Genomic DNA, 20,173 nt, shown 5'->3' on the forward strand with positions numbered 1-20,173 from the left:
GGAAATTTCCCGACCAAAAGGCTGCGCTCACGCCATTTTTCCGCTTGCCGCATGTCCGTTTCCTCCCGTCCCGGCCGACGCCGGTTTGCGCTGATCCCGTCCGCCGGCACCGGCACGCGTGCCGGCGGCGATCTGCCCAAGCAGTACCAGCCCATCGCCGGCCGCCCGATGCTGTGGCATACCGTGCAGGCCTTCCTGGCCAGCGCGGCGATCGACCGGGTGGTGGTGGTGACTTCGCCGGGCGCGCCGGCGCTGGCGGCGCGCTTTCCCGGCCTGGGCTTCGACGCGGCCCGGCTGGTGGAGGTCGATTGCGGCGGCGATTCGCGCCATGCCTCGGTCACCAACGGCCTGGCGGCGCTGCGTGGCCTCGGCGCGCACGAAGACGACTGGGTGCTCGTGCACGATGCCGCCCGCCCGGGCCTCACGCCTGCCCTGATCGCGCGGCTGGTCGGCGCCGTCGAGGCCGACGGCGGGCAGGCGGTCGGCGGCATCCTGGCGCTGCCGGTAGCCGATACGCTCAAGCGCGCCGATGCCGGGCAGCACATCGCCGAGACCGTGCCGCGCGGCGGCCTGTGGCAGGCGCAGACGCCGCAGATGTTTCCGCTCGGCCTGCTGCAGCGCGCCCTGTCGGAGGCCCTGACCGCACAGCGCATCGTCACCGATGAGGCCAGCGCCATCGAGGCCGCCGGTCACCGGCTCTTGCTGGTGGCCGGCGCGCTGCGCAACTTCAAGGTGACTTATCCCGACGATTTCGCGCTCGCCGAGGCCATCCTCGCGGGCGCCGCACCGACCCAGGAGGATTCGCAAGCATGAACTGGATGGACATCCGCATCGGCCAGGGCTACGACGTGCACGCGCTGGTGGAGGGCCGCAAGCTGATCCTGGGCGGCGTGGAGATTCCGCACACGCGCGGCCTGCTCGGCCATTCCGACGCCGATGCGCTGCTGCACGCCATCACCGACGCGCTGTTCGGCGCGGCCGGCCTGGGCGACATCGGCCGGCATTTTCCCGACACCGACCCGGCGTTCGCCGGCGCCGACAGCCGCGTGCTGCTGCGCGAGGCGGTGCGCCGCGTGCGCGAGGCGGGCTACGACGTGGGCAACGTCGACGCCACCGTCATCGCGCAGAAGCCCAAGCTGGCGCCGCACGTGCCCGGCATGGTGGCCAACCTCGCGGCCGACCTGGGCATCGCGCCCGGGCGCTGCAACGTCAAGGCCAAGACCAACGAGAAGCTGGGGTTCGAGGGGCGGGAAGACGGTATCGTTGCCCAGGCTGCCGTGCTGATCTACCGCGCCGAAGCCGCCGAGCAGGACTGAGCCGAGCGTTGTCCGACGGAAAACGGCCCCGCCGGGATCGCTCCGGCGAGGCCGTTGTCTTTCGGGCGGGCCGCGACGCTTACGCCGATTCCGCCGCGATCACCAGTGCCGCCGCGTGGATCACCGCCGCGATCCGGCCGACATCGCGCAACTGCTGCGTCGTCATGTCCTGGTGGCGCTTCAGCTGCGCGTAGTGCGACTGGATGCAGAAATGGCACTTGCCGACGATGGACGCGGCCAGCGCATACATCTCGAAGCGGCGCTTGTCGACGCCGCCGCTGCCGGCGTAGGCGTTCATGCGCAGTTCGGCCGGCTGCTGCGCGAGGTCGGCGTCGTCCGCCATCTCGACGTAGGGGTACCAGACGTTGTTCATGCCCATCAGCGCGGCCGCGGTCAGAGCGCCGTTGACTTCCTCCGGCGACAGCACGCCGGCATCGCGGATGGCATCGGCGATCACCTTGCTCCGGGCCGCGAAGGCCGCCGCCAGCGCCACGCCCATGGCGTCACTGCCTTGCAGCGACGAGCGCGCGAGGGTGCCGTCCAGGTTCAGGCGGATGTCCTTGGCGTAGTCGGGAATGCGCGCCTTGATCGCTTGAAGGAAGTCCATCCGGTTCTCCCATGAGCGGCGGCCGAAGGTGGCTGCGCGGGGTGGCAGGTGCCCGCGCTCAGAGCGTGGCGCCGCCGACGGCGCGGTTGCACGGGCACAGCTCGTCGGTCTGCAGGGCGTCGAGGATGCGCAGGACTTCATCCGGGTTGCGGCCCACGTTCAGGTTGTTCACCGAGACGTGCTGGATCACGTTGTCCGGATCGACGATGAACGTGGCCCGCAGCGCGACGCCGGCTTCGTGCTCGCGCACGCCCAGCTGGTCGATCAGCGCGCCGGTGGTGTCGGCGAACGACCACTGCTTCAGCCGGTCGAGGTCCTTGTGCTCGCGGCGCCAGGCCAGCTTGACGAATTCGTTGTCGGTCGAGCCGCCCAGCACGACGGTGTCGCGGTCTTCGAAGTCCTGATTCAGCCTGGCGAAGGCGACGATCTCGGTCGGGCACACGAAGGTAAAGTCCTTCGGGTAGAAATAGATGACCTTCCACTTGCCCGGGAACGATGCCTCAGTGATGTCTTCGAACGCCGACTGGCCGTTTTCCTCATGGCGGTTGAACCCCGGCTTGACACCGATCACCTTGAACGGCTCGAGCTTGTCACCAATGGTCTTCATGGGCTTTCTCCTGAGGGGGTGCAGCGGACGGCGTCCTGCAAACAAGAAGCGCGCCGGCCAGGCAGGCAAGCGGCGGGCGGACGCGGCGCGGCCGGCAACGATGGGTGAATGTGCTGCAATCGGCCGAGCATCCGTCGTGCCCGGCCGCATGGACGACGCAGGCGGGGCGGCTCAGCCGCGTGCGTAGCAGGCGCTGACGACCAGCCCGGTCTCGGGCGGTGTGCGGTTCTCCAGCGTGAGGCGGCCGCCGCTGCGCTGCAGGATCCGGCTCACGATCGACATGCCGAGGCCCGCGCCCTTGGCCTCGCTGCGCGCGGATTCCAGCCGGTAGAACGGCCGCGTCAACAGCGCCAGCTGGTCGGCCGGCACGCCGGCGCCGCGGTCGGCCACGCACAGCACCACCTCGTTGCCCCGCAGCGCGGTGCTGACCGTGATCTCTGCGCGGCCGGTGTCGTGCGTCTTGCCGTAGCGGCGCGCGTTCTCGATCAGGTTGTCGAGGATGCGCTGGGTTTCCATCCGGTTGCAGCGGGCGATGGCCTCGGGCGCCAGCTTGAGCGTGAGGTCGATGTCGTCGTGGGCGGAATAGACCGGTGCGGTATCGCGCACCAGTTCGGTCAGGTCGACGGCTTCCAGCATCTCGCCGGAGGGGCGCGCATAGTCCAGGAACTGGCCGATGATGGCGTCCATCTGTTCGATGTCGGCCACCATCAGCTCGCGGGTCTGGTCGTCGACCGGGCTCATCTCGGTTTCCAGGCGCAGGCGCGTGAGCGGCGTGCGCAGATCGTGCGAGATGCCGGCGAGCATCACGGCGCGGTCGGCCTCCAGCTGCTTGAGGTCCCGCACCATCTGGTTGAAGCTGTGATTCGCTTGGGCCACTTCCGTGCCGCCGCCCTCGGGCAGCGACTTCGGATCATCGCCCGCGCTGATGGCGCGCGCGGTATCGGCCAGCCGCTTGAGCGGCTGGTTGACGCGCGAGGTGATGAAGGCCGCGCCCAGCACCGACAGCACCAGCGCCGCGATCGACCACCACAGCCATTGCAGCCCCGGCACGTGCTCGAAGCGGTCCGGGCTGATGGCGACCCAGTAGTCGTCGCCCTCGATCTGGAAGCTGACCCACACGCCGGGGATGTCGTTGACCGCGGTGGCGATCACGGTGTCCTGGCCCAGGCGGTTGCGGATCTCCCGCTGGACCAGCTGCGTGAGGTAGGGATTGGCCTGCGGCGTGCGGTATTCGTCTTCCTTTTCGCGCGGATAGACCTTGATGCCCTCGTTCTGCACCAGGTCGAGCAGCAGGAAGCGCCGCCGCGCCGGATCGGAGTAGAGCAGCGCCGCCCGCGTCAGCTTGACCACGCTGACGATCTGCATGGCGATCTGCTGCGCGCGCGGCTCGCGCTCGAAAATGCGGAAGCTCTGGAACCATGCCCCGAGCGAGATCGCGATCAGCAACGCGATCAGCATGAAGGTTCGCCAGAACAGCGAACCGAATACGCTGATCAGCAGGCGCCGCAGCGCGGCCGGACGCGGAATGCGCAAGTCGTGGGCGGAAGAAGGGTTGGAGGCGTGCCGCGCGTTACTTGGCGCCGTCCGGGATGAACACGTAGCCCAGGCCCCAGACCGTCTGGATGAAGCGCGGGTTGCTCGCGTCCGGCTCGATCAGCTTGCGCAGGCGCGAGATCTGCACGTCCAGGCTGCGGTCGAAGACCTCGTACTCGCGGCCGCGCGCCATCTCCATCAGCTTCTCGCGCGACAGCGGCTGGCGCGGGTGGCGCGCGAACACCTTGAGCACGGAGAATTCGCCCGTGGTGAGGGTGATTTCCTCGTCGTTCTTCTTGAGCGTGCGGGTGGCCAGGTTCAGCACGAAGTCGCCGAAGGCGAAGGTCTCGGGCGTCTCCGACGGGGCGCCGGGAATCTCGGCCGGACCGCGGCGGCGCAGCACGGCATGGATGCGGGCGATCAGCTCGCGCGGGTTGAACGGCTTGGGCAGGTAGTCGTCGGCGCCCATCTCCAGGCCGACGATGCGGTCCACGTCCTCGCCCTTGGCGGTGAGCATGATGATCGGTGTCTGGTCGTTGGCGCCCCGCAGGCGTCGGCAGATCGACAGGCCGTCTTCGCCCGGCATCATCAGGTCGAGCACCAGCAGGTCGAAGCGCTCGCGCAGCCAGAGTTTGTTCATGGCCGTGGCGTTTTCCGCCACCAGCACGGTGAAGCCCTGTTCCCCAAGGTAGCGGCGCAGCAGGTCGCGCAGGCGGGGATCGTCGTCGACGACGAGAATCTTGTGACCGGAATTTTCCATGGCGCTAATGGTAACGACAAAAACACGGGCCTGAAGCGGTCCATCACCCCAATTGAAACAGACGGTTACATTATTTACCCGGTCCCGCGAACAGTCGGCAGGACGGCGGACTACACTGCCTTGGCAGTTCCTCGCGCGGATGTCATCCTTGTCGACCCTCGCGAAGGGGACTGGCGTGCGATGCGGTTGCCTGATATCGATTGTCGCGCAATGATGCATGGCGCATCGGTTTCCAGCAACATGGACGTGGCTTCTCAATTCCCTTTTTCGGATCGGTCGATGATGTTCCACCGGCAGCTGACGCTGCTGGGTTGTGCGTTCGCCCTGTGCCTGGCCGGGACGCCGGCGCACGCCCGGAGCGAGCGCGGCGGCTTCTTCGGCGGATTCGGTGGTTTTGGCGGCGGGCATGCGATGCAAGCCGCCGGGCCGAACCGGGGAGGCGGGCCGGGCGCCGCGCGCGGCAACGGCGGCGAGGAACGCAGCCGCCGAGCCGCCGCGATGGAACGCCGGCGCGCCGAGAACACCGATAACCGGCCACCCCCGCAACGCAAGCTGTCTCCCGAGGAACGCAAGCAACTGCGTCAGAACATCTACGACGTCACGCGCGATATCTATCACCGTGGCGGTTAGTCGGGCGCTTGGCCGCCGTGCATCGTCACGGCATCCGGCCGATGCGTCCGGGGTCGAAGTAGGGGACGGATATGCGAATTTCTGGCTGGACGACGATTCCGATGGCGCTGGCGGTGGCCGGCGTTCTGGCCCACCTGCCGGCGCAGGCGCAGGTTCCAGCGCGGCACGAGCACCGGGCCAGCCGCGCCACGGCGCAGGCCGTCGAGGCGCAGCGCCTGGACCGTGACGACGCGCGCTTCTTCCTGACCCGCACCGGTTTCTCGCCCACGGAGAGCGAGCTCGACGCCTACGCCGGCCTGACCCGCCGCGAGGCCGTCGACCGCGTGCTGGCCCAGACCGGCACCGTCGCCACCCAGCCGTTGCCGGCATGGATCAACGAGCCGATCGTCACGGACGACAAGCAGGCCAATGACGAGGCCCGCAAGGTGGCCCGGCAGAAGAATCTCGCGCGGGAACTCGAAATGCGCGGCTGGTGGATCAGCGAGATGATCCGGACGCCGTCCCCGCTGACCGAGCGGATGACGCTGTTCTGGCACAACCATTTCGTATCCAGCTCGCAGAAGGTGGTGTTCGCGCAGCTGATGTATCGGCAGAACGTGCTGCTGCGGCAGAACGCGGTCGGCAACTTCGGGACGATGCTGCATGCCGTCAGCAAGGACCCGGCGATGCTGGTCTACCTGGACGCCGCCTCGAGCCGCAAGGGCAAGCCTAACGAGAACTTCGCCCGCGAAGTGATGGAGCTCTTCACACTGGGCGAGGGCCACTACACCGAACAAGACATCAAGGAAGCCGCGCGCGCCTACACCGGCTGGAGCGTGGACCGCGAGCACGACTACGCCTATGTCTGGCTGCCGCAGTTGCATGATACCGGCACCAAGACGGTGTTCGGCCGCAGCGGCGACTACGACGGCGACCAGATGCTCGATGTCCTGCTGGCGCGGCCGGAAACCGCCGTGTTCATCGTGACCAAGCTGTGGCGCGAGTTCGTCTCGCCCGATCCGGACGCGGCGCAGGTCGCGCACGTCGCCGAGGCCTTCCGCTCCAGCGGCTACGACATCAAGGTGGCGCTGCGCGAGCTCTTCATGACGCAGGCGTTCTGGGCGCCGCAGACGCGCGCGACGCTGGTGAAGTCGCCGGTGGAGATGATCGTCGGTACGCTCAAGCAGTTCAACGTGCAGTATTCGGACCCGGCGCCGTTCGCGATCAAGTCCGCGCAGCTGGGGCAGAACCTGTTCGCCCCGCCCAACGTGAAGGGCTGGCCGGGCGGCGATGCGTGGATCAACTCCAACACGCTGCTGGGCCGCAAGCAGTTCCTCGACCAGCTGTTCCGCTCCACCGAGATGAAGGCGCCGCCGGCGCAGGCGCAGAAGCCCGGCGTGATGATGGCGGCCATGCGCGAGGACCTGAAGCAGGGCGGCCCCGTGCCGGGCCTGGGCGCGGCATTGAAGGGCATGGGCCCGGAAGGCCGCTTCAAGCTGGCGCAGTCGCAGACCATGGTGTCGTTCAATGCGGCCAGGTGGCTGGCCCAGTTCGGCGCCGAGGCCAACGATCCGCCCCAGCTGGGGCCGCGCCTGTCCATCCAGCATGCCGTGCTGCCGGTCGACCCCACGGTGCCGATTCCCGTCAAGCTGGCCGGTGCCGCTTATCTGCGCACACTGTTGATGGATCCGGCCTATCAACTCAAGTGACCCTCACCGCAAGCGTCGGAGGACATCATGGAACGTCGCGATTTTCTGAAAGCGGGTGCGATGCTCGGCATGGGTGGCGCGCTGCCGGGCGTTGTCTTTGCGCAAGGGCGGGGCAAGCGCAATGGGTACGGCAACCTGCTGATCCTGATCGAGCTCAAGGGCGGCAATGACGGGCTCAACACCGTGGTCCCGTATACCAGCGCGCAGTACTACGCGCTGCGCCCGCGCATCGCCATCAAGCGCGAGCAGGTGCTGCAGCTCGACGATCGCTATGGCCTGCATCCGTCCCTGCAGCCGCTGATGCCGCTGTGGCAGGCGGGCGAGCTCTCGGTGGTGCAGGGGGTGTCGTATCCGCAGCCCAATCTGTCGCATTTCCGCTCCATCGAGATCTGGGACACCGCCTCGCGCGCCGACCAGTATCTGCACGAAGGGTGGCTGACGCGGGCGTTCGCAGCCCGGCCGGTGCCCGCCTCGTTCGGCGCGGATGGCGTCATCATCGGCAGCGCGGATCTCGGCCCGCTGGACGGCGGCGCCCGCGCCGTGGCGCTGGCCAGCCCGGATGCCTTCCTCAACGAAGCCAGGCTGGCGATGCCGTCGAACGCCACGGGCAATGCAACGCTCGCGCACGTGCTGAAGGTCGAGGCGGACATCGTCAAGGCTGCCGATGGCCTGCGTCCCAAGGGCGGCAAGTTCGACTTCAAGACGCGCTTTTCGGAGACCGCCTTCGGCAACGCCATCAAGGCCGCCATGCAGGTGGTGGCGGCCCCCGGGCGCGGCGGCTCGGATGTGGCGGCGGTGTGCCTGTCGCTGGGCAGTTTCGATACCCACACCAACCAGCTGGTGGCGCAGAACAACCTGCTGCGGCAGCTCGGCGATGGCATCGCGACGCTCAAGAGCGCGCTGACGGAGCTCGGGCGCTGGGACGATACGCTGATCGTCACCTACTCCGAATTCGGCCGCCGCCCGCGCGAGAACCTGAACAACGGCACCGACCACGGCACCGCCTCCGCGCATTTCGTGGCGGGCGGGCGGGCCAGGGGCGGGCTGGCCGGGCAGGGGCCGGTGCTCGAGCGGCTGGACGGCAGCGGCAACCTGGAGCCGTCGGTCGATTTCCGCTCGCTCTACGCGACCGTGCTGGAGCGCTGGTGGGGCATGGATTCGCGGTCGGTGCTGGCCGGCCGCTTCGCACCGCTGGATCTGATCAAGGCCTGATCAGGCGCGGAGCTGGGTCTTCCAGGCCAGCCACAGCTTGCGCAGCGGCGTCAGGTCGGTGCGCTGGGTCAGCACCTGGAAGCCGTCGGCCTCGAGTTCGTCCAGGAGCCGCATCGCCAGCACGCCGCGGATCAGCGCCGGCCGCTGGGCGCGGCGGTCTTCCGCGGGGAGCGCGGCCAGCGCTTCCCGGTGCGTGGCGCGGGCGCGCTCGGCCTGGAATCCCATCAGCGCCTTGAATCCGTCCGAGTAGCGGCGGTTGAACAGGTCGGCCGCCGGGACATTGAAGCGCTGCAGTTCGTCCACGGGGATGTAGACGCGGTTGTTGCGCACGTCGTCGCCCAGGTTGCGGATGAAATGCACCAGTTGCTCGGCCAGTGCCAGCAGGCGTGCGAATTCCAGCGTGCGCCCCTGCGCATGGCCGGCGATGCGCGCGGCCAGCCGGCCCGCCACGCCGGCGACCTGGTCGCCGTGGCGGCGCAGGTTGGGCCAGTCCAGGTAGCGATTCTGCATGGCATCGGCTTCGACGCCGGCGAACAGCTCGCCCAGGTGCACGGCGCCGATGTCGTAGGCGGCCAGGTGCGGCTGCAGTGCCTTGGTGGCCGGATGCTCGGGCCGCCCGTCAAACAGCCGCGCCAGTTCCTGCCGCCACCATTGCAGCTTGGATTGCACCACCGCCGGATCGCTGGCATCGCGCACCGCGTCTTCCAGCTCGCGGCGCACCGCTTCGAGGGCGACGGTCGCGCGGCGGCGTTCGGGCGCCAGGAACAGCACGCTGTAATACAGATCGCTGCCGGCGGGGGCGGCCTTGTCGGCGCAGTAGTCGTCGGGAGTCACGGAAAACGGAATGCAGGGCGGGACGGACAGGGCGGCCATTCTACATGGGGCCTCGGGGCAGCAGGGCCACCGCCTAAAGTCAGTGGGCGAACCGGTCGATGGCATCTTCCTCGTTGACCCTTCGCGAGCCGGTGGTTACATTACTGACCGGTCAGTTATTTACTGAGAGCGTGTCATGCCCGTGTTGCGCCTGCCGTACCCGCATTCCGACTCCACCGGTTCTTTTTCCGCGCCGTTTCTGCCGCGCAGGCGCGCTTTTCCTGCTGTTTCCGGGGCGCTTCTCCTGGGGGGCGCGCTGCTGTTGGCGGGGTGCGGCAAAGAGCAACCCAAGGCACCCGAGGTGCGGCCGGTCCGGACCATGACCGTGGTCAGCGAGCAGGCCGCCGGTACCGTCGAATTCTCCGGCGATGTGCGCCCGCGCGTCGAGTCGCGGCTGGGTTTCCGAGTGCCGGGCAAGATCATCGCGCGGCTGGTGGACGTTGGCGCCACGGTCAGGAAAGGCCAGGTGCTGGCGCGGCTGGACCCGACCGACCTGGCGCTGGCGCAGCAATCCGCCCAGGCGCAGTTGCAGGCGGCCAAGACCGACCGCGATCTGGCGGCGTCCGACCTCAAGCGTTTTTCCGAACTGTTCGCCAAGGGCTTCATCAGCGCGGCCGAGCAGCAGCGCCACCAGGCCAATTACGATGCAGCCCAGGCGCGCTACGACCAGGCGGTCGCGGGCTACCGCAACCAGTCCAACCAGGCGGCCTATGCCACGCTGGAAGCCGACGCCGATGGCGTGGTGACGAGCGTGGATGCCGAGGTCGGCCAGGTGGTCTCCGCCGGCCAGCCGGTGGTGCGCGTGGCGCAGACGGCCGAGAAAGAGGTGGTGGTCGGCATTCCCGAAGACCAGGTCGATGCGCTGCGCAAGTCGCCCGACGTGCGCGTCAAGCTGTGGGCCGACCCGTCGCGCAGCCTGCCCGGCAAGGTGCGCGAGATCGCGCCGGCGGCCGACCCCGTCACGCGGACATACACCGTGAAGATCACCGTGCCGAATCCGCCGCCCGATCTCAAGCTGGGCATGACGGCGGTGGCCACCTTCGTGCGTCCGGGCGGCGGCGCGGACAGCGGCGGCATGGGCGTGCGCGTACCGATCACGGCCTTGCTGCAGGAGCAGGGCAAAAACGTGGTGTGGCTCTATGACGCGGCGTCGCAGACGGTCAAGCCGGTGCCGGTGACGGTGGGCGCGCCGCGCGACAACGTGCTGCTGGTGACCGGCGGCCTGTCGTCCGGCCAGACCATCGTTACGGCGGGCGTGCATCTGCTCAAGGCCGGCCAGCACGTGATGCCGATGGCGGCGGCGGACCAGCCGTCGGCCCAGTCGGCCATCACGCCGCGGCGCTGAGCGCCAAGCTTCCGAGCCACGTTTCGCCGCTTCCGGCCCTCTGCCCAATTTCGCCTCATTGCGCGCATGGAACACTCCCGTTTCAACCTGTCACGCTGGGCGCTCGAGCATCAGCCGCTGACCCGCTTCCTGCTGGTGGCGCTGCTGCTCGGCGGCATCTTCGCCTATACCCAACTCGGTCAGGACGAAGACCCGCCCTTCACCTTCCGCGCGATGGTGGTGCAGGCGTTCTGGCCTGGCGCGACCGCCGAGCAGATGTCGCGCCAGGTGACCGACAAGATCGAAAAGGCGCTGCAGGAAGTGCCATACGCCTGGAAGATCCGCAGCTATTCCAAGCCCGGCGAGACGCTCGTCACCTTCCAGCTGGCCGACACCTCGCCGACCAAGGATACGCAGCAGCTCTGGTACACGGTGCGCAAGAAGGTGGGCGATATCGCGTCTTCGCTGCCGACCGGCGTGCGTGGACCGTACTTCAACGATGATTTCGGCGATGTGTATGGCTCCATCTATGCGCTGTCCGCCGACGGCTTCACCTACCGCCAGCTCAACGACTACGCCGATGCGATCCGCCAGCAACTGCTGCGCGTGCCCAACGTCGCCAAGGTCACCCTGCTCGGCGACCAGGACGAGAAGATCTACATCGAGTTCCAGCAGGCCAAGTTCGCGCAGATGGGGCTGGACATCAACAGCATCGCCAACCAGATCGCGCAGCAGAACAACATCGGCCCCAGCGGCGTGCTGGTCACGCCGACGGACAACGTGCAGATCCGCCTGTCCGGCCAGTTCTCGGACATCCGCGACCTGGAGAACCTGACCCTGCGCGGCCCCGGCGGCACCAGCAATATTCGCCTGGGCGACATCGCCACCGTCCGGCACGGCTACATCGATCCGCCGCGCGCCAAGATGCGCTTCAACGGCAAGGAGGTGATCGGGCTGGGCATCTCGATGGCCAAGGGCGGCGACATCATCCAGCTCGGCAAGGACCTGCGCGCCACGGTGGAGCGCATCCGCGCGAAGCTGCCGGTCGGCATCGAGATGCAGCAGGTGCAGGATCAGCCGCAGTCGGTGCAGCACTCCGTGGGCGAGTTCGTCCACGTGCTGATCGAGGCGGTGGTGATCGTGCTGGCGGTGAGCTTCCTGTCGCTGGGCCTGCACACCAAACCGCGCCTGCGCATCGATGTGTGGCCGGGGCTGGTGGTGGGCCTGACGATCCCGCTGGTGCTGGCGGTGACGTTCCTGTTCATGAACATCTTCGACATCGGGCTGCACAAGATCTCGCTGGGCGCGCTGATCATCGCGCTGGGCCTGCTGGTGGACGACGCGATCATCGCGGTCGAGATGATGGTGCGCAAGCTGGAGGAGGGCTTCTCCAAGATGGAGGCCGCCACCTTCGCCTACACCTCCACTGCCATGCCGATGCTGACCGGCACGCTGATCACCGCCACGGGCTTCCTGCCGGTGGGCCTGGCGCGCTCGACGGTGGGCGAGTACACCTTCGGCATCTTCGCGGTGACGGCGCTGGCGCTGGTGTTGTCGTGGGTCGCGGCGGTGGTGTTCGTGCCGTATCTGGGCTACCTGCTGCTGCATACGAAATCGCACGTGGGCGACGGCGGCCATCACGAGCTGTTCGACACGCCGTTCTACAACCGCTTCCGCGGCTGGGTGAACTGGTGCGTGGAATACCGCAAGACGGTGATCGTCATCACGCTGGCGGCCTTCGTGCTGGGCGTGTTCGGCTTCAAGTATGTCGAGAAGCAGTTCTTCCCCGACTCCAGCCGGCCCGAGCTGATGGTGGAGCTGTGGCTGCCGGAAGGCGCCAGCTTCGGCCAGACCGAGGCCGAGGCCAAGCGCTTCGAGGCGCTGATCCGCCAGCAGAAAAGCGTGGAGAGCGTGGCGTTCTTCATCGGCTCCGGTGCGCCGCGCTTCTACCTGCCGCTGGACCAGATCCTGCCGCAGACCAACGTGGCGCAGGCCATCGTGATGCCGACTTCGCTGGAGACGCGCGAGGACGTGCGGCAGGAGATCATCGGCCTGCTGAAGTCGCAGTTCCCGCAGCTGCGCGGCCGCGTCAAGCTGCTGCCGAACGGGCCGCCGGTGCCGTATCCGGTGCAGTTCCGGGTGATGGGGCCGGACATCGGCGGCGTGCGCAAGATCGCCGACCAGGTCAAGGCCATCATGCAGGCCAATCCCAACACCGTGGGCGTGAACGATAACTGGAACGAGAACGTCAAGCTGCTGCGCCTGGATATCGATCAGGACAAGGCGCGCGCGCTCGGCGTGACCACCGGTTCGATCGCCCAGGTGACGCAGACCGTGATGTCCGGCGCGCCCATCGCCCAGTACCGCGACGGCGACAAGCTGCTCGACATCGTGATGCGCCCGCAGGAGCGCGAGCGCAACACGCTCGACGCCCTGCAGAACGTGCAGGTGCCGACCGCCAGCGGCCGGGTGGTGCCGCTCACGCAGGTTGCGCGCGTGGGCTTTGCGTGGGAACCGGGCGTGATCTGGCGCGAGAACCGCGACTACGGCATCACCGTGCAGTCCGACGTGGTGGACGGCGTGCAGGGGCCGACCGTGACGGCGCAGATCAACCCGCTGCTCGACAAGATCCGCGCCGACCTGCCGCCGGACTACCAGATCAAGATCGCCGGGGCGGAGGAGGAGAGCGCCAATGCGGGCGCCTCCATCGTCGCGCAGATGCCGCTGTGCATCTTCATCATCTTCACGCTGCTGATGCTCCAGCTGCACAGCTTCTCGCGTTCGGTGATGGTGTTCCTGACCGGCCCGCTGGGGCTGATCGGCGCGGCCGCGACGCTGCTGCTGCTGCGTGCGCCGATGGGCTTCGTGGCGCAGCTGGGCATCACCGCGCTGATCGGCATGATCATCCGCAACTCGGTGATCCTGGTCGACCAGATCGAGCAGGATGTGGCGACCGGCGTGCCCACCTGGACCGCCATCGTCGAGGCGGCGGTGCGGCGCTTCCGTCCCATCATCCTGACGGCGGCCGCGGCGGTGCTGGCGATGATCCCGCTGTCGCGCAGCGTGTTCTGGGGGCCGATGGCGGCGGCCATCATGGGTGGCCTGATCGTCGCCACGGTGCTGACGCTGCTGTTCCTGCCGGCGCTGTATGCCGCATGGTTCCGCGTCAAGCGCCCGGAAGCCGAGGCGGCCGCGCCGACCGCCTGACCCCCCGGCGGGGCGCCCGCCCAGGGCTGGCAACCCGCGATCGACTGCGCTACAATCGCGGGCTTCCTTGCCGGCGCCCCTTTGCGGGCGCCGCAGTCCATCCAGCGAGGGTGGCGAAATTGGTAGACGCACCAGGTTTAGGTCCTGACGCCAGCAATGGTGTAGGGGTTCGAGTCCCCTCCCTCGCACCACCCACACCCGGCATCGTGTCCGGTCAGCCGCCCAAAGGCGGCCGCCTTACGCCATAGCGCGGATAGGCGCCGGGCGCACGCATTCCCTACGATGAAGCCGTCGACACAACGGTACGAGCGGGGCGCGCGCCATGACGATCTTCGACGAGAACGAGCATCGCGAGCAGTTCTGGGCTGCCGTGCGTGACGCGATCGCCTTGCGCGAGCAGTCCGCGCGGGCTCACCGCACCGAGCGGCTGGTCGGCGCGGCGATCGGATTGTCGATTGCCGCGCTCGGGCTGGCCTTGCTGGTATGGCGTCGCCACACCCGTGGCGATGCCGACTAGCCGTTGCGGCGGATCAAGCCGAGGCCTCGGGGGAGGGCGATACAATCCGGCGCTTCCCGGACGGATTGCCCATGCCTCGCGGCCTCATTCTCGCCACACCTCAACTGACCCCGGACGGCACGCTGTTCTCCGCCCGGTACGACGACGTCTACCACAGCACCGAAGGCGGCCTGGCGCAGGCGCATCACGTGTTCCTGGGCGGCAACGGCCTGCCCGGCGGGTGGCAGGGCAAGCGCAGCTTCACCATCGTGGAGACCGGCTTCGGGCAGGGCCTGAACTTCCTGGCCACCTGGGCGGCCTGGCGCGACGATCCGCAGCGCTGCGGGCGTCTCGATTTCGTTTCGGTCGAAAAGCACCCGTTCGATCGCGCCGGGCTGGCCCTCGTGCACCCGCAGGAGGGCGCGCTGGCCTCGCTCGCCGAGGCGTTGCGTCAGGCGTGGCCGGTGCCGGTGCCGGGCGTGCACCGCCTCGTCTTCGATGCGGGGCGTGTGACGCTCACCCTGATGCTGGGGGACGCGGAAACGCTGCTGCCGCAGCTGTCCTGCGCCGCCGATGCCTTCTACCTGGACGGCTTCTCACCCGCTAAGAACCCTGATCTGTGGCAGCCGGGCGTGTTCAAGCAGCTCGCCCGCATCGCGCGCGGCGGTGCGACGCTGGCAACCTATACGGCGGCCGGCGCCGTGCGCCACGGCTTGCGCGAGGCGGGTTTCGAGGTGCGCAAGGCGCCCGGCTTCGGCCGCAAGCGCGACATGACCGTCGCCGCATTCCCGACGCACTGGCGGACCCGGCGCGGGCCGGCGGAGGCACCGGTCTGGCCGGAGCGCCACGCCATCGTGCTGGGCGCCGGGCTGGCGGGCTGCTCGGTGGCGGAGCGGCTGGCCGCGCGCGGCTGGCGCATCACCCTGATCGACGAGCACGAGGCGCCGGCAGGCGGCACCTCGGCGCACCGGGCGGCGGCCATGCATCCGCACGTGTCGATCGATGACAGCGTGCTCTCGCGCCTGTCCCGCGCGGGCAACCTGCTGGCGCGTCGCCATTGGGAGGCGCTCGACCGCGCCGGCTTTGCCACCGGTTTCCACCCGACCGGCGTGCTGCAGTTGGCCGAGCACGCCGACGATGCCGCCGAGCAGCAGCGCATCGTCCAGGCGCTCGGTTTCCCGGCCGATTTCATCGCGTGGCTGGACGCCGCCCGCGCGGCCGATCGTGTCGGCGCGGGCGTGCCGCAGGGGGGCTGGTGGTTCGCACAGGCCGGCTGGGTGGCGCCGCCCGACATCTGCCGCGCAGCCCTCGCCGCGGCAGGTGAGGCCGTCGAACTGCGGTGGCGCACCCGGGTTGAATCCCTGCTGCGGCATGACGCCGGGTGGCAGGCCTGCGACGCGCAGGGCAACGTGATTGCGCGCGCACCGGTCGTCGTGCTCGCCAACAGTCTGGATGCGGTCCGGCTGGCGCCGCTGGCATCCGCCGCGCTCAAGCCGGTGCGCGGCCAACTGACGGATGTGCCGGTTGCCGCGCTCGAAGACGGCGTGCCATGGCCTCGCGCCGTCGTCTGCGGCGACGGCTATCTGTTGCCCCGGGAGCGCGGAGCCCCGACGGTGCGCGTCGGTTCCTCTTTCCAGCCGGGCGAGGCCGATCCCGATGCGCGTACCGCCGACCATGCCGCCAACCTGCGCCGGCTGGCCGGGCTGCAGCCCGCGCATGCCTCCGCCCTGGCCCGTGTGGACCCGGCGCGGCTCCATGGCTACGTGGGCGTGCGCTGCGTCTCCGCCAGCCGGTTGCCGCTGATTGGCGCCGTGGCGGACGAGGCAGCGATCATGGCGCCCGGCTTCCGCTTGCGCGGACCGCATGCCGCGCTGCCGCGCGTGCCTGGGCTCTATGCCGCGCTGGCCTATGGCTCACGCGGCCTCACGTGGTCGGTGCTGGGCGCGGAGCTGCTCGCGGCGCAGATCGACGGCGGCCCGCTTCCGCTCGAATCCGAACTGGCAGCCGCATTGGACCCCGGTCGTTTCCTGATGCGGGCGTTGCGCCACGGCAAGCACGCGGCATGATTGCCCACAGCCATCGATTGACGAAGTGCGGCCGAAGCGGTTTGCCGGGCTGCCACCCCCAAAAAGTCAGGGCTGGCGAGCGTTCCATGCCATAATATGCGTTTTGCGTTTGCCAGCCTGAACGCGCCGGTTGTGCCGCCAATGCGGCTTCCGCGTGGCGTTCGCGCAGCGCGGCAAGACCAAGAACCGAACCACGGCTGCTGCTGGCGCTGCGCCGTTCGACGCAACCTTCTTCTGGATTTGGAATTACGACCATGTCGACTGTCATTGAAAACCTCGGCAAACTCGATCGCAAGGTGACCCTGGCCGTCCCGAAGGCCGAAGTGGAACAAGAAAAGCAAAGCCGCCTTGCGCGTCTGTCCAAGACCGTCAAGATGTCCGGCTTCCGCCCGGGCAAGGTGCCGATGAAGATGGTCGAGAAGCAGTACGGTCAGCAAGTCGAAATGGAAGTGCGCTTCGACAAGGCTGCCCGCCAGTTCTTCGACATCACCAACGAGCAGGGCGTGAAGGTCGCGGGCCAGCCGCGCTTCGAGCTCAAGAGCGAAGGCGTGGCCGATGACCAGTTCGCCTTTGACGCCACCTTCGAGGTGTACCCGGAAGTCAAGATCGGTGACCTGGCCGGCGCGGAACTGACCCGCACCAAGACCGAGATCACCGACGCCGAGATCGACAAGACCATCGACATCCTGCGCAAGCAGCGTGTGCACTACCATCCGCGCGGCGAAGCCGGCGACCACGGTGACGGCGGCGAAGCCGTCGCCCAGAACGGTGACCGCGTGACGGTCGATTTCGTCGGCACCATCGATGGCGTCGAGTTCGCGGGCGGCAAGGCCGAGGGCTTCGGTTTCGTGCTGGGCGAGGGCCGCATGCTGCCGGAGTTCGAGCAGGCGACGCTGGGCCTGAAGCAGGGCGAATCCAAGGTGTTCCCGCTGGCGTTCCCGGCCGACTATCACGGCAAGGACGTCGCCGGCAAGACCGCCGAGTTCACCGTCACGCTCAAGCAGGTCGAGTGGGCACACCTGCCGGAGATCAACGAGGCCTTTGCGCAATCGCTGGGCATCGCTGACGGCAGCCTCGACAAGATGCGCGCCGACATCCGTGAAAACCTGGAGCGCGAAGTCAAGCGCCGCACCCACGCGCTGCTCAAGGACCAGGTCATGGACGCGCTGCTGAAGGTGGCCGAGCTGGACGTGCCGAAGTCGCTGATCGAGCAGGATCAGGAGCGCCTGGTCGAGATGGCTCGCCGCGATCTGGAAGCGCGCGGCATGCCCAACGTGAAGAACATGCCGATCCCGGCCGAGATGTTCGCGCAGCAAGCCGAGCGTCGCGTGAAGCTGGGCCTGGTGCTGGCCGAGGTGGTCAAGGTCAACGCCCTGGAAGCCAAGCCGGAGCAGATCAAGGCCGAGATCGAAGAGTTCGCCAAGAGCTACGAAGATCCGAAGGAAGTCATCCGCTGGTACTACGGCGACCAGCAGCGCCTGGCCGAAATGGAGGCCTACGTGCTCGAAAACAACGTGGTAAATTTTGTGTGCGACAAGGCCAAGGTCGCTGACAAAGCCATGTCGTTCGAAGAGCTGACCGCCACCCAGGGCGCGCAAGGCTGATTCGACCGATCCACGCACCGGAGAACCGCATGATCCGCAATGAACTGATCGACCAACTCGCCCGCACCCAGGCTTCCGCGCTCGAAACGCAGGGCCTCGGACTGGTGCCGATGGTGGTCGAGCAGTCGGGCCGCGGCGAACGCGCCTACGACATCTACTCGCGTCTGCTCAAGGAGCGCGTGATTTTCATGGTGGGCGAGGTCAACGACCAGACTGCCAATCTCGTGGTGGCGCAGTTGCTGTTCCTGGAGAGCGAGAATCCGGACAAGGACATCTCGCTGTACATCAACTCGCCGGGCGGTTCGGTGTCGGCGGGCCTGGCGATGTACGACACGATGCAGTTCGTCAAGCCCGACGTGTCCACGTTGTGCATGGGCATGGCCGCCAGCATGGGCGCGTTCCTGCTGGCCGCCGGCGCAAAGGGCAAGCGCTATGCGCTGCCGAACTCGCGGATCATGATTCACCAGCCGCTGGGCGGTGCGCGCGGCCAGGCCTCGGATATCGAGATCCAGGCGCGTGAAATCCTGTACCTGCGCGAACGTCTGAACACGATCCTGTCCGAAGTCACCGGCCAGCCCGTGGACAAGATCGCCCGCGATACGGACCGCGACAATTTCATGAGCGGCGATCAGGCCAAGGAGTACGGCCTGATCGACAAGGTGCTGGCTCGGCGGGGTGCCTGAACACCCTGTGGCCGGTGCGCCGGACGGCACACCGGTCGCAGCGTGCCGGACGTCTCAAGCTGTCAAAGACGAGGCCTCGCGCCTCGTTTTTGCTATGTGCAACACCTGCGGATCGTCGCCAGGCAATTTGGCGTATGATGCGGTCAGGAACTACTGGTTATCGTTATGGCGGACAAGAAAGGCTCGACTGGCGAAAAGCTGCTGTACTGCTCGTTCTGCGGCAAGAGCCAGCATGAAGTCAAGAAACTGATTGCCGGCCCCTCGGTCTTCATCTGCGATGAATGTATCGACCTGTGCAATGAAATCATCCGGGACGAGGCCGCGATCTCCGAGAAGGAGGGCGGGCTGGCGGTCAAATCCGACCTGCCGACCCCGCACGAGATTCGCCAGAGCCTGGATCAATACGTGATCGGCCAGGAGCAGGCCAAGAAGATCCTGGCGGTTGCGGTCTATAACCATTACAAGCGCTTGAAGCATCTCGGCAAGAAGGATGATGTCGAGCTGTCCAAGAGCAACATCCTGCTCATCGGGCCGACCGGCTCGGGCAAGACGCTGCTGGCGCAGACGCTGGCTCGCTTGCTGAACGTGCCGTTCGTCATCGCCGACGCCACCACGCTGACCGAAGCCGGCTACGTGGGCGAGGACGTCGAGAACATCATCCAGAAGCTGCTGCAGAACTGCAATTACGAGGTCGACAAGGCACAGCGTGGCATTGTCTACATCGATGAGATCGACAAGATTTCGCGCAAGTCCGACAACCCGTCCATCACCCGCGACGTTTCCGGGGAAGGCGTGCAGCAGGCCCTGCTGAAGCTGATTGAAGGGACGATGGCCTCGGTGCCGCCGCAGGGCGGGCGCAAGCACCCGAACCAGGATTTCCTCCAGGTCGACACTACCAATATCCTGTTTATCTGCGGCGGTGCGTTCGATGGTCTCGAGAAGATCATCACGCAGCGCTCGGACAAGTCCGGCATCGGCTTCGGCGCCGAGGTCAAGAGCAAGGAAGAGCGGGACGTCAACGAAGTGCTGCCGCAGGTAGAGCCGGAAGACCTGATCAAGTTCGGCCTGATTCCCGAACTGATCGGCCGCCTGCCCGTGGTGGCGACGCTGGCCAAGCTGGACGAGGCCGCGCTGATGGAGATCCTGGTCGAGCCGAAGAATGCAATCGTCAAGCAGTATCAAAAACTGCTGGCCATGGAAGGGGTGGAGCTGGAAATCCGTCCGAGCGCGCTGACGGCGATTGCCCGCAAGGCGATCAAGCGCAAGACGGGGGCGCGCGGATTGCGCTCCATCGTCGAGCACGCGCTGATGGATGTGATGTACGACCTTCCCAACCACAAGGGTGTGCAGAAGGTGGTGATCGACGAGAGCACGATCGCCGGCGACGGCAAGCCCTTGCTGATGTACGAAGAGCAACCCAAGGTTGCAGGTTCCAACTGACGCGAATGACTGGCCGGGATGCGCCGTATGCATCCCATGCAGGAAGCCGTTCGCACGCGAGCGGCTTTTTTTGCTTCGGGAAACCGGGCCGGCACGCGACTTGCGGCGGCGGTCTTGTAAAACTGTC

At 67.5% G+C, this 20,173-nt stretch carries 17 protein-coding genes and 1 tRNA gene; 13 read left to right on the plus strand and 5 right to left on the minus strand.

What is annotated here, in order from left to right; all coding sequences use genetic code 11:
• The first annotated feature begins 51 nt into the window (after window positions 1-51).
• On the plus strand, window positions 52-813 hold the full coding sequence (ispD, locus tag GO999_RS08090) for a 2-C-methyl-D-erythritol 4-phosphate cytidylyltransferase (RefSeq protein WP_211906739.1): 762 nt from the start codon (window positions 52-54) through the stop codon (window positions 811-813).
• Window positions 810-1,316 (plus strand): 2-C-methyl-D-erythritol 2,4-cyclodiphosphate synthase, encoded by a 507-nt coding sequence (gene ispF / locus GO999_RS08095; protein WP_011001586.1) that lies wholly within the window; start codon window positions 810-812, stop codon window positions 1,314-1,316. Before ispD ends, ispF begins: the two co-directional genes overlap by 4 nt.
• 79 nt (window positions 1,317-1,395) lie before the next feature.
• Here the strand turns inward: ispF and GO999_RS08100 are convergent, their stop codons facing one another.
• The 4 genes from GO999_RS08100 to ompR all read right to left on the minus strand — a co-directional run bounded on the left by GO999_RS08100 (window position 1,396) and on the right by ompR (window position 4,823).
• Entirely contained in the window at window positions 1,396-1,923 is a 528-nt protein-coding gene (locus tag GO999_RS08100; RefSeq protein ID WP_028860609.1) for a carboxymuconolactone decarboxylase family protein, read from the minus strand.
• A 58-nt stretch (window positions 1,924-1,981) separates the two neighbouring features.
• Window positions 1,982-2,530 carry a peroxiredoxin gene (locus GO999_RS08105; protein WP_016721800.1) on the minus strand — a complete coding sequence of 183 codons (549 nt, stop codon included), beginning with the start codon at window positions 2,528-2,530 and terminating at the stop codon, window positions 1,982-1,984.
• 171 nt (window positions 2,531-2,701) lie between these two features.
• Complete coding sequence (locus GO999_RS08110; RefSeq protein ID WP_019718730.1) at window positions 2,702-4,063, minus strand: ATP-binding protein; 1,362 nt, start codon at window positions 4,061-4,063, stop codon at window positions 2,702-2,704.
• 37 nt (window positions 4,064-4,100) lie between these two features.
• Window positions 4,101-4,823: an osmolarity response regulator transcription factor OmpR gene (gene ompR, locus GO999_RS08115; RefSeq protein WP_003267785.1), complete on the minus strand. Its 723-nt coding sequence runs from the start codon at window positions 4,821-4,823 to the stop codon at window positions 4,101-4,103.
• Between ompR and GO999_RS24660 the strand changes: the two genes are divergently transcribed.
• The 3 genes from GO999_RS24660 (at window position 4,806) to GO999_RS08130 (ending at window position 8,353) form a co-directional block, all read left to right on the plus strand.
• Window positions 4,806-5,453, plus strand: coding sequence for a hypothetical protein (locus GO999_RS24660; RefSeq protein WP_223259739.1), 648 nt, complete (start codon window positions 4,806-4,808; stop codon window positions 5,451-5,453). The genes ompR and GO999_RS24660 overlap by 18 nt on opposite strands.
• Before the next feature lie 71 nt (window positions 5,454-5,524).
• Complete coding sequence (locus GO999_RS08125) at window positions 5,525-7,141, plus strand: DUF1800 domain-containing protein (protein WP_016726951.1); 1,617 nt, start codon at window positions 5,525-5,527, stop codon at window positions 7,139-7,141.
• Window positions 7,142-7,168: 27 nt separating this feature from the next.
• Window positions 7,169-8,353 (plus strand): DUF1501 domain-containing protein, encoded by a 1,185-nt coding sequence (locus GO999_RS08130; protein ID WP_016721804.1) that lies wholly within the window; start codon window positions 7,169-7,171, stop codon window positions 8,351-8,353.
• On the opposite strand, the gene hpnD is transcribed toward GO999_RS08130, so the two are convergent.
• The gene (gene hpnD, locus GO999_RS08135) at window positions 8,354-9,226 is read right to left on the minus strand and encodes a presqualene diphosphate synthase HpnD (RefSeq protein WP_011001593.1); all 873 of its coding nucleotides are present in this window, start codon (window positions 9,224-9,226) and stop codon (window positions 8,354-8,356) included.
• Between the two features lie 136 nt (window positions 9,227-9,362).
• Between hpnD and GO999_RS08140 the strand changes: the two genes are divergently transcribed.
• The 8 genes from GO999_RS08140 (at window position 9,363) to clpX (ending at window position 20,046) form a co-directional block, all read left to right on the plus strand.
• On the plus strand, window positions 9,363-10,571 hold the full coding sequence (locus GO999_RS08140) for an efflux RND transporter periplasmic adaptor subunit (protein ID WP_211906740.1): 1,209 nt from the start codon (window positions 9,363-9,365) through the stop codon (window positions 10,569-10,571).
• Between the two features lie 66 nt (window positions 10,572-10,637).
• The gene (locus tag GO999_RS08145) at window positions 10,638-13,757 is read left to right on the plus strand and encodes an efflux RND transporter permease subunit (RefSeq protein WP_019718736.1); all 3,120 of its coding nucleotides are present in this window, start codon (window positions 10,638-10,640) and stop codon (window positions 13,755-13,757) included.
• Window positions 13,758-13,861: 104 nt separating this feature from the next.
• Window positions 13,862-13,948: transfer RNA gene (locus GO999_RS08150), tRNA-Leu, on the plus strand.
• 131 nt (window positions 13,949-14,079) lie between these two features.
• Complete coding sequence (locus GO999_RS08155) at window positions 14,080-14,274, plus strand: hypothetical protein (protein WP_011001649.1); 195 nt, start codon at window positions 14,080-14,082, stop codon at window positions 14,272-14,274.
• A 71-nt stretch (window positions 14,275-14,345) separates the two neighbouring features.
• Window positions 14,346-16,319, plus strand: coding sequence for a bifunctional tRNA (5-methylaminomethyl-2-thiouridine)(34)-methyltransferase MnmC2/FAD-dependent 5-carboxymethylaminomethyl-2-thiouridine(34) oxidoreductase MnmC1 (gene mnmC / locus GO999_RS08160; protein WP_211906741.1), 1,974 nt, complete (start codon window positions 14,346-14,348; stop codon window positions 16,317-16,319).
• Between the two features lie 254 nt (window positions 16,320-16,573).
• Window positions 16,574-17,923, plus strand: coding sequence for a trigger factor (gene tig / locus GO999_RS08165; protein ID WP_016721979.1), 1,350 nt, complete (start codon window positions 16,574-16,576; stop codon window positions 17,921-17,923).
• A gap of 29 nt (window positions 17,924-17,952) precedes the next feature.
• Window positions 17,953-18,606 carry an ATP-dependent Clp endopeptidase proteolytic subunit ClpP gene (gene clpP / locus GO999_RS08170; protein WP_003267806.1) on the plus strand — a complete coding sequence of 218 codons (654 nt, stop codon included), beginning with the start codon at window positions 17,953-17,955 and terminating at the stop codon, window positions 18,604-18,606.
• A 165-nt stretch (window positions 18,607-18,771) separates the two neighbouring features.
• A complete protein-coding gene (clpX, locus tag GO999_RS08175; RefSeq protein WP_011001652.1) occupies window positions 18,772-20,046 on the plus strand; it encodes an ATP-dependent Clp protease ATP-binding subunit ClpX in 1,275 nt (424 codons plus the stop codon).
• Window positions 20,047-20,173 lie beyond the last annotated feature (127 nt).

This window comes from Ralstonia nicotianae, from assembly GCF_018243235.1.
Taxonomy (GTDB): Bacteria; Pseudomonadota; Gammaproteobacteria; order Burkholderiales; family Burkholderiaceae; genus Ralstonia; species Ralstonia nicotianae.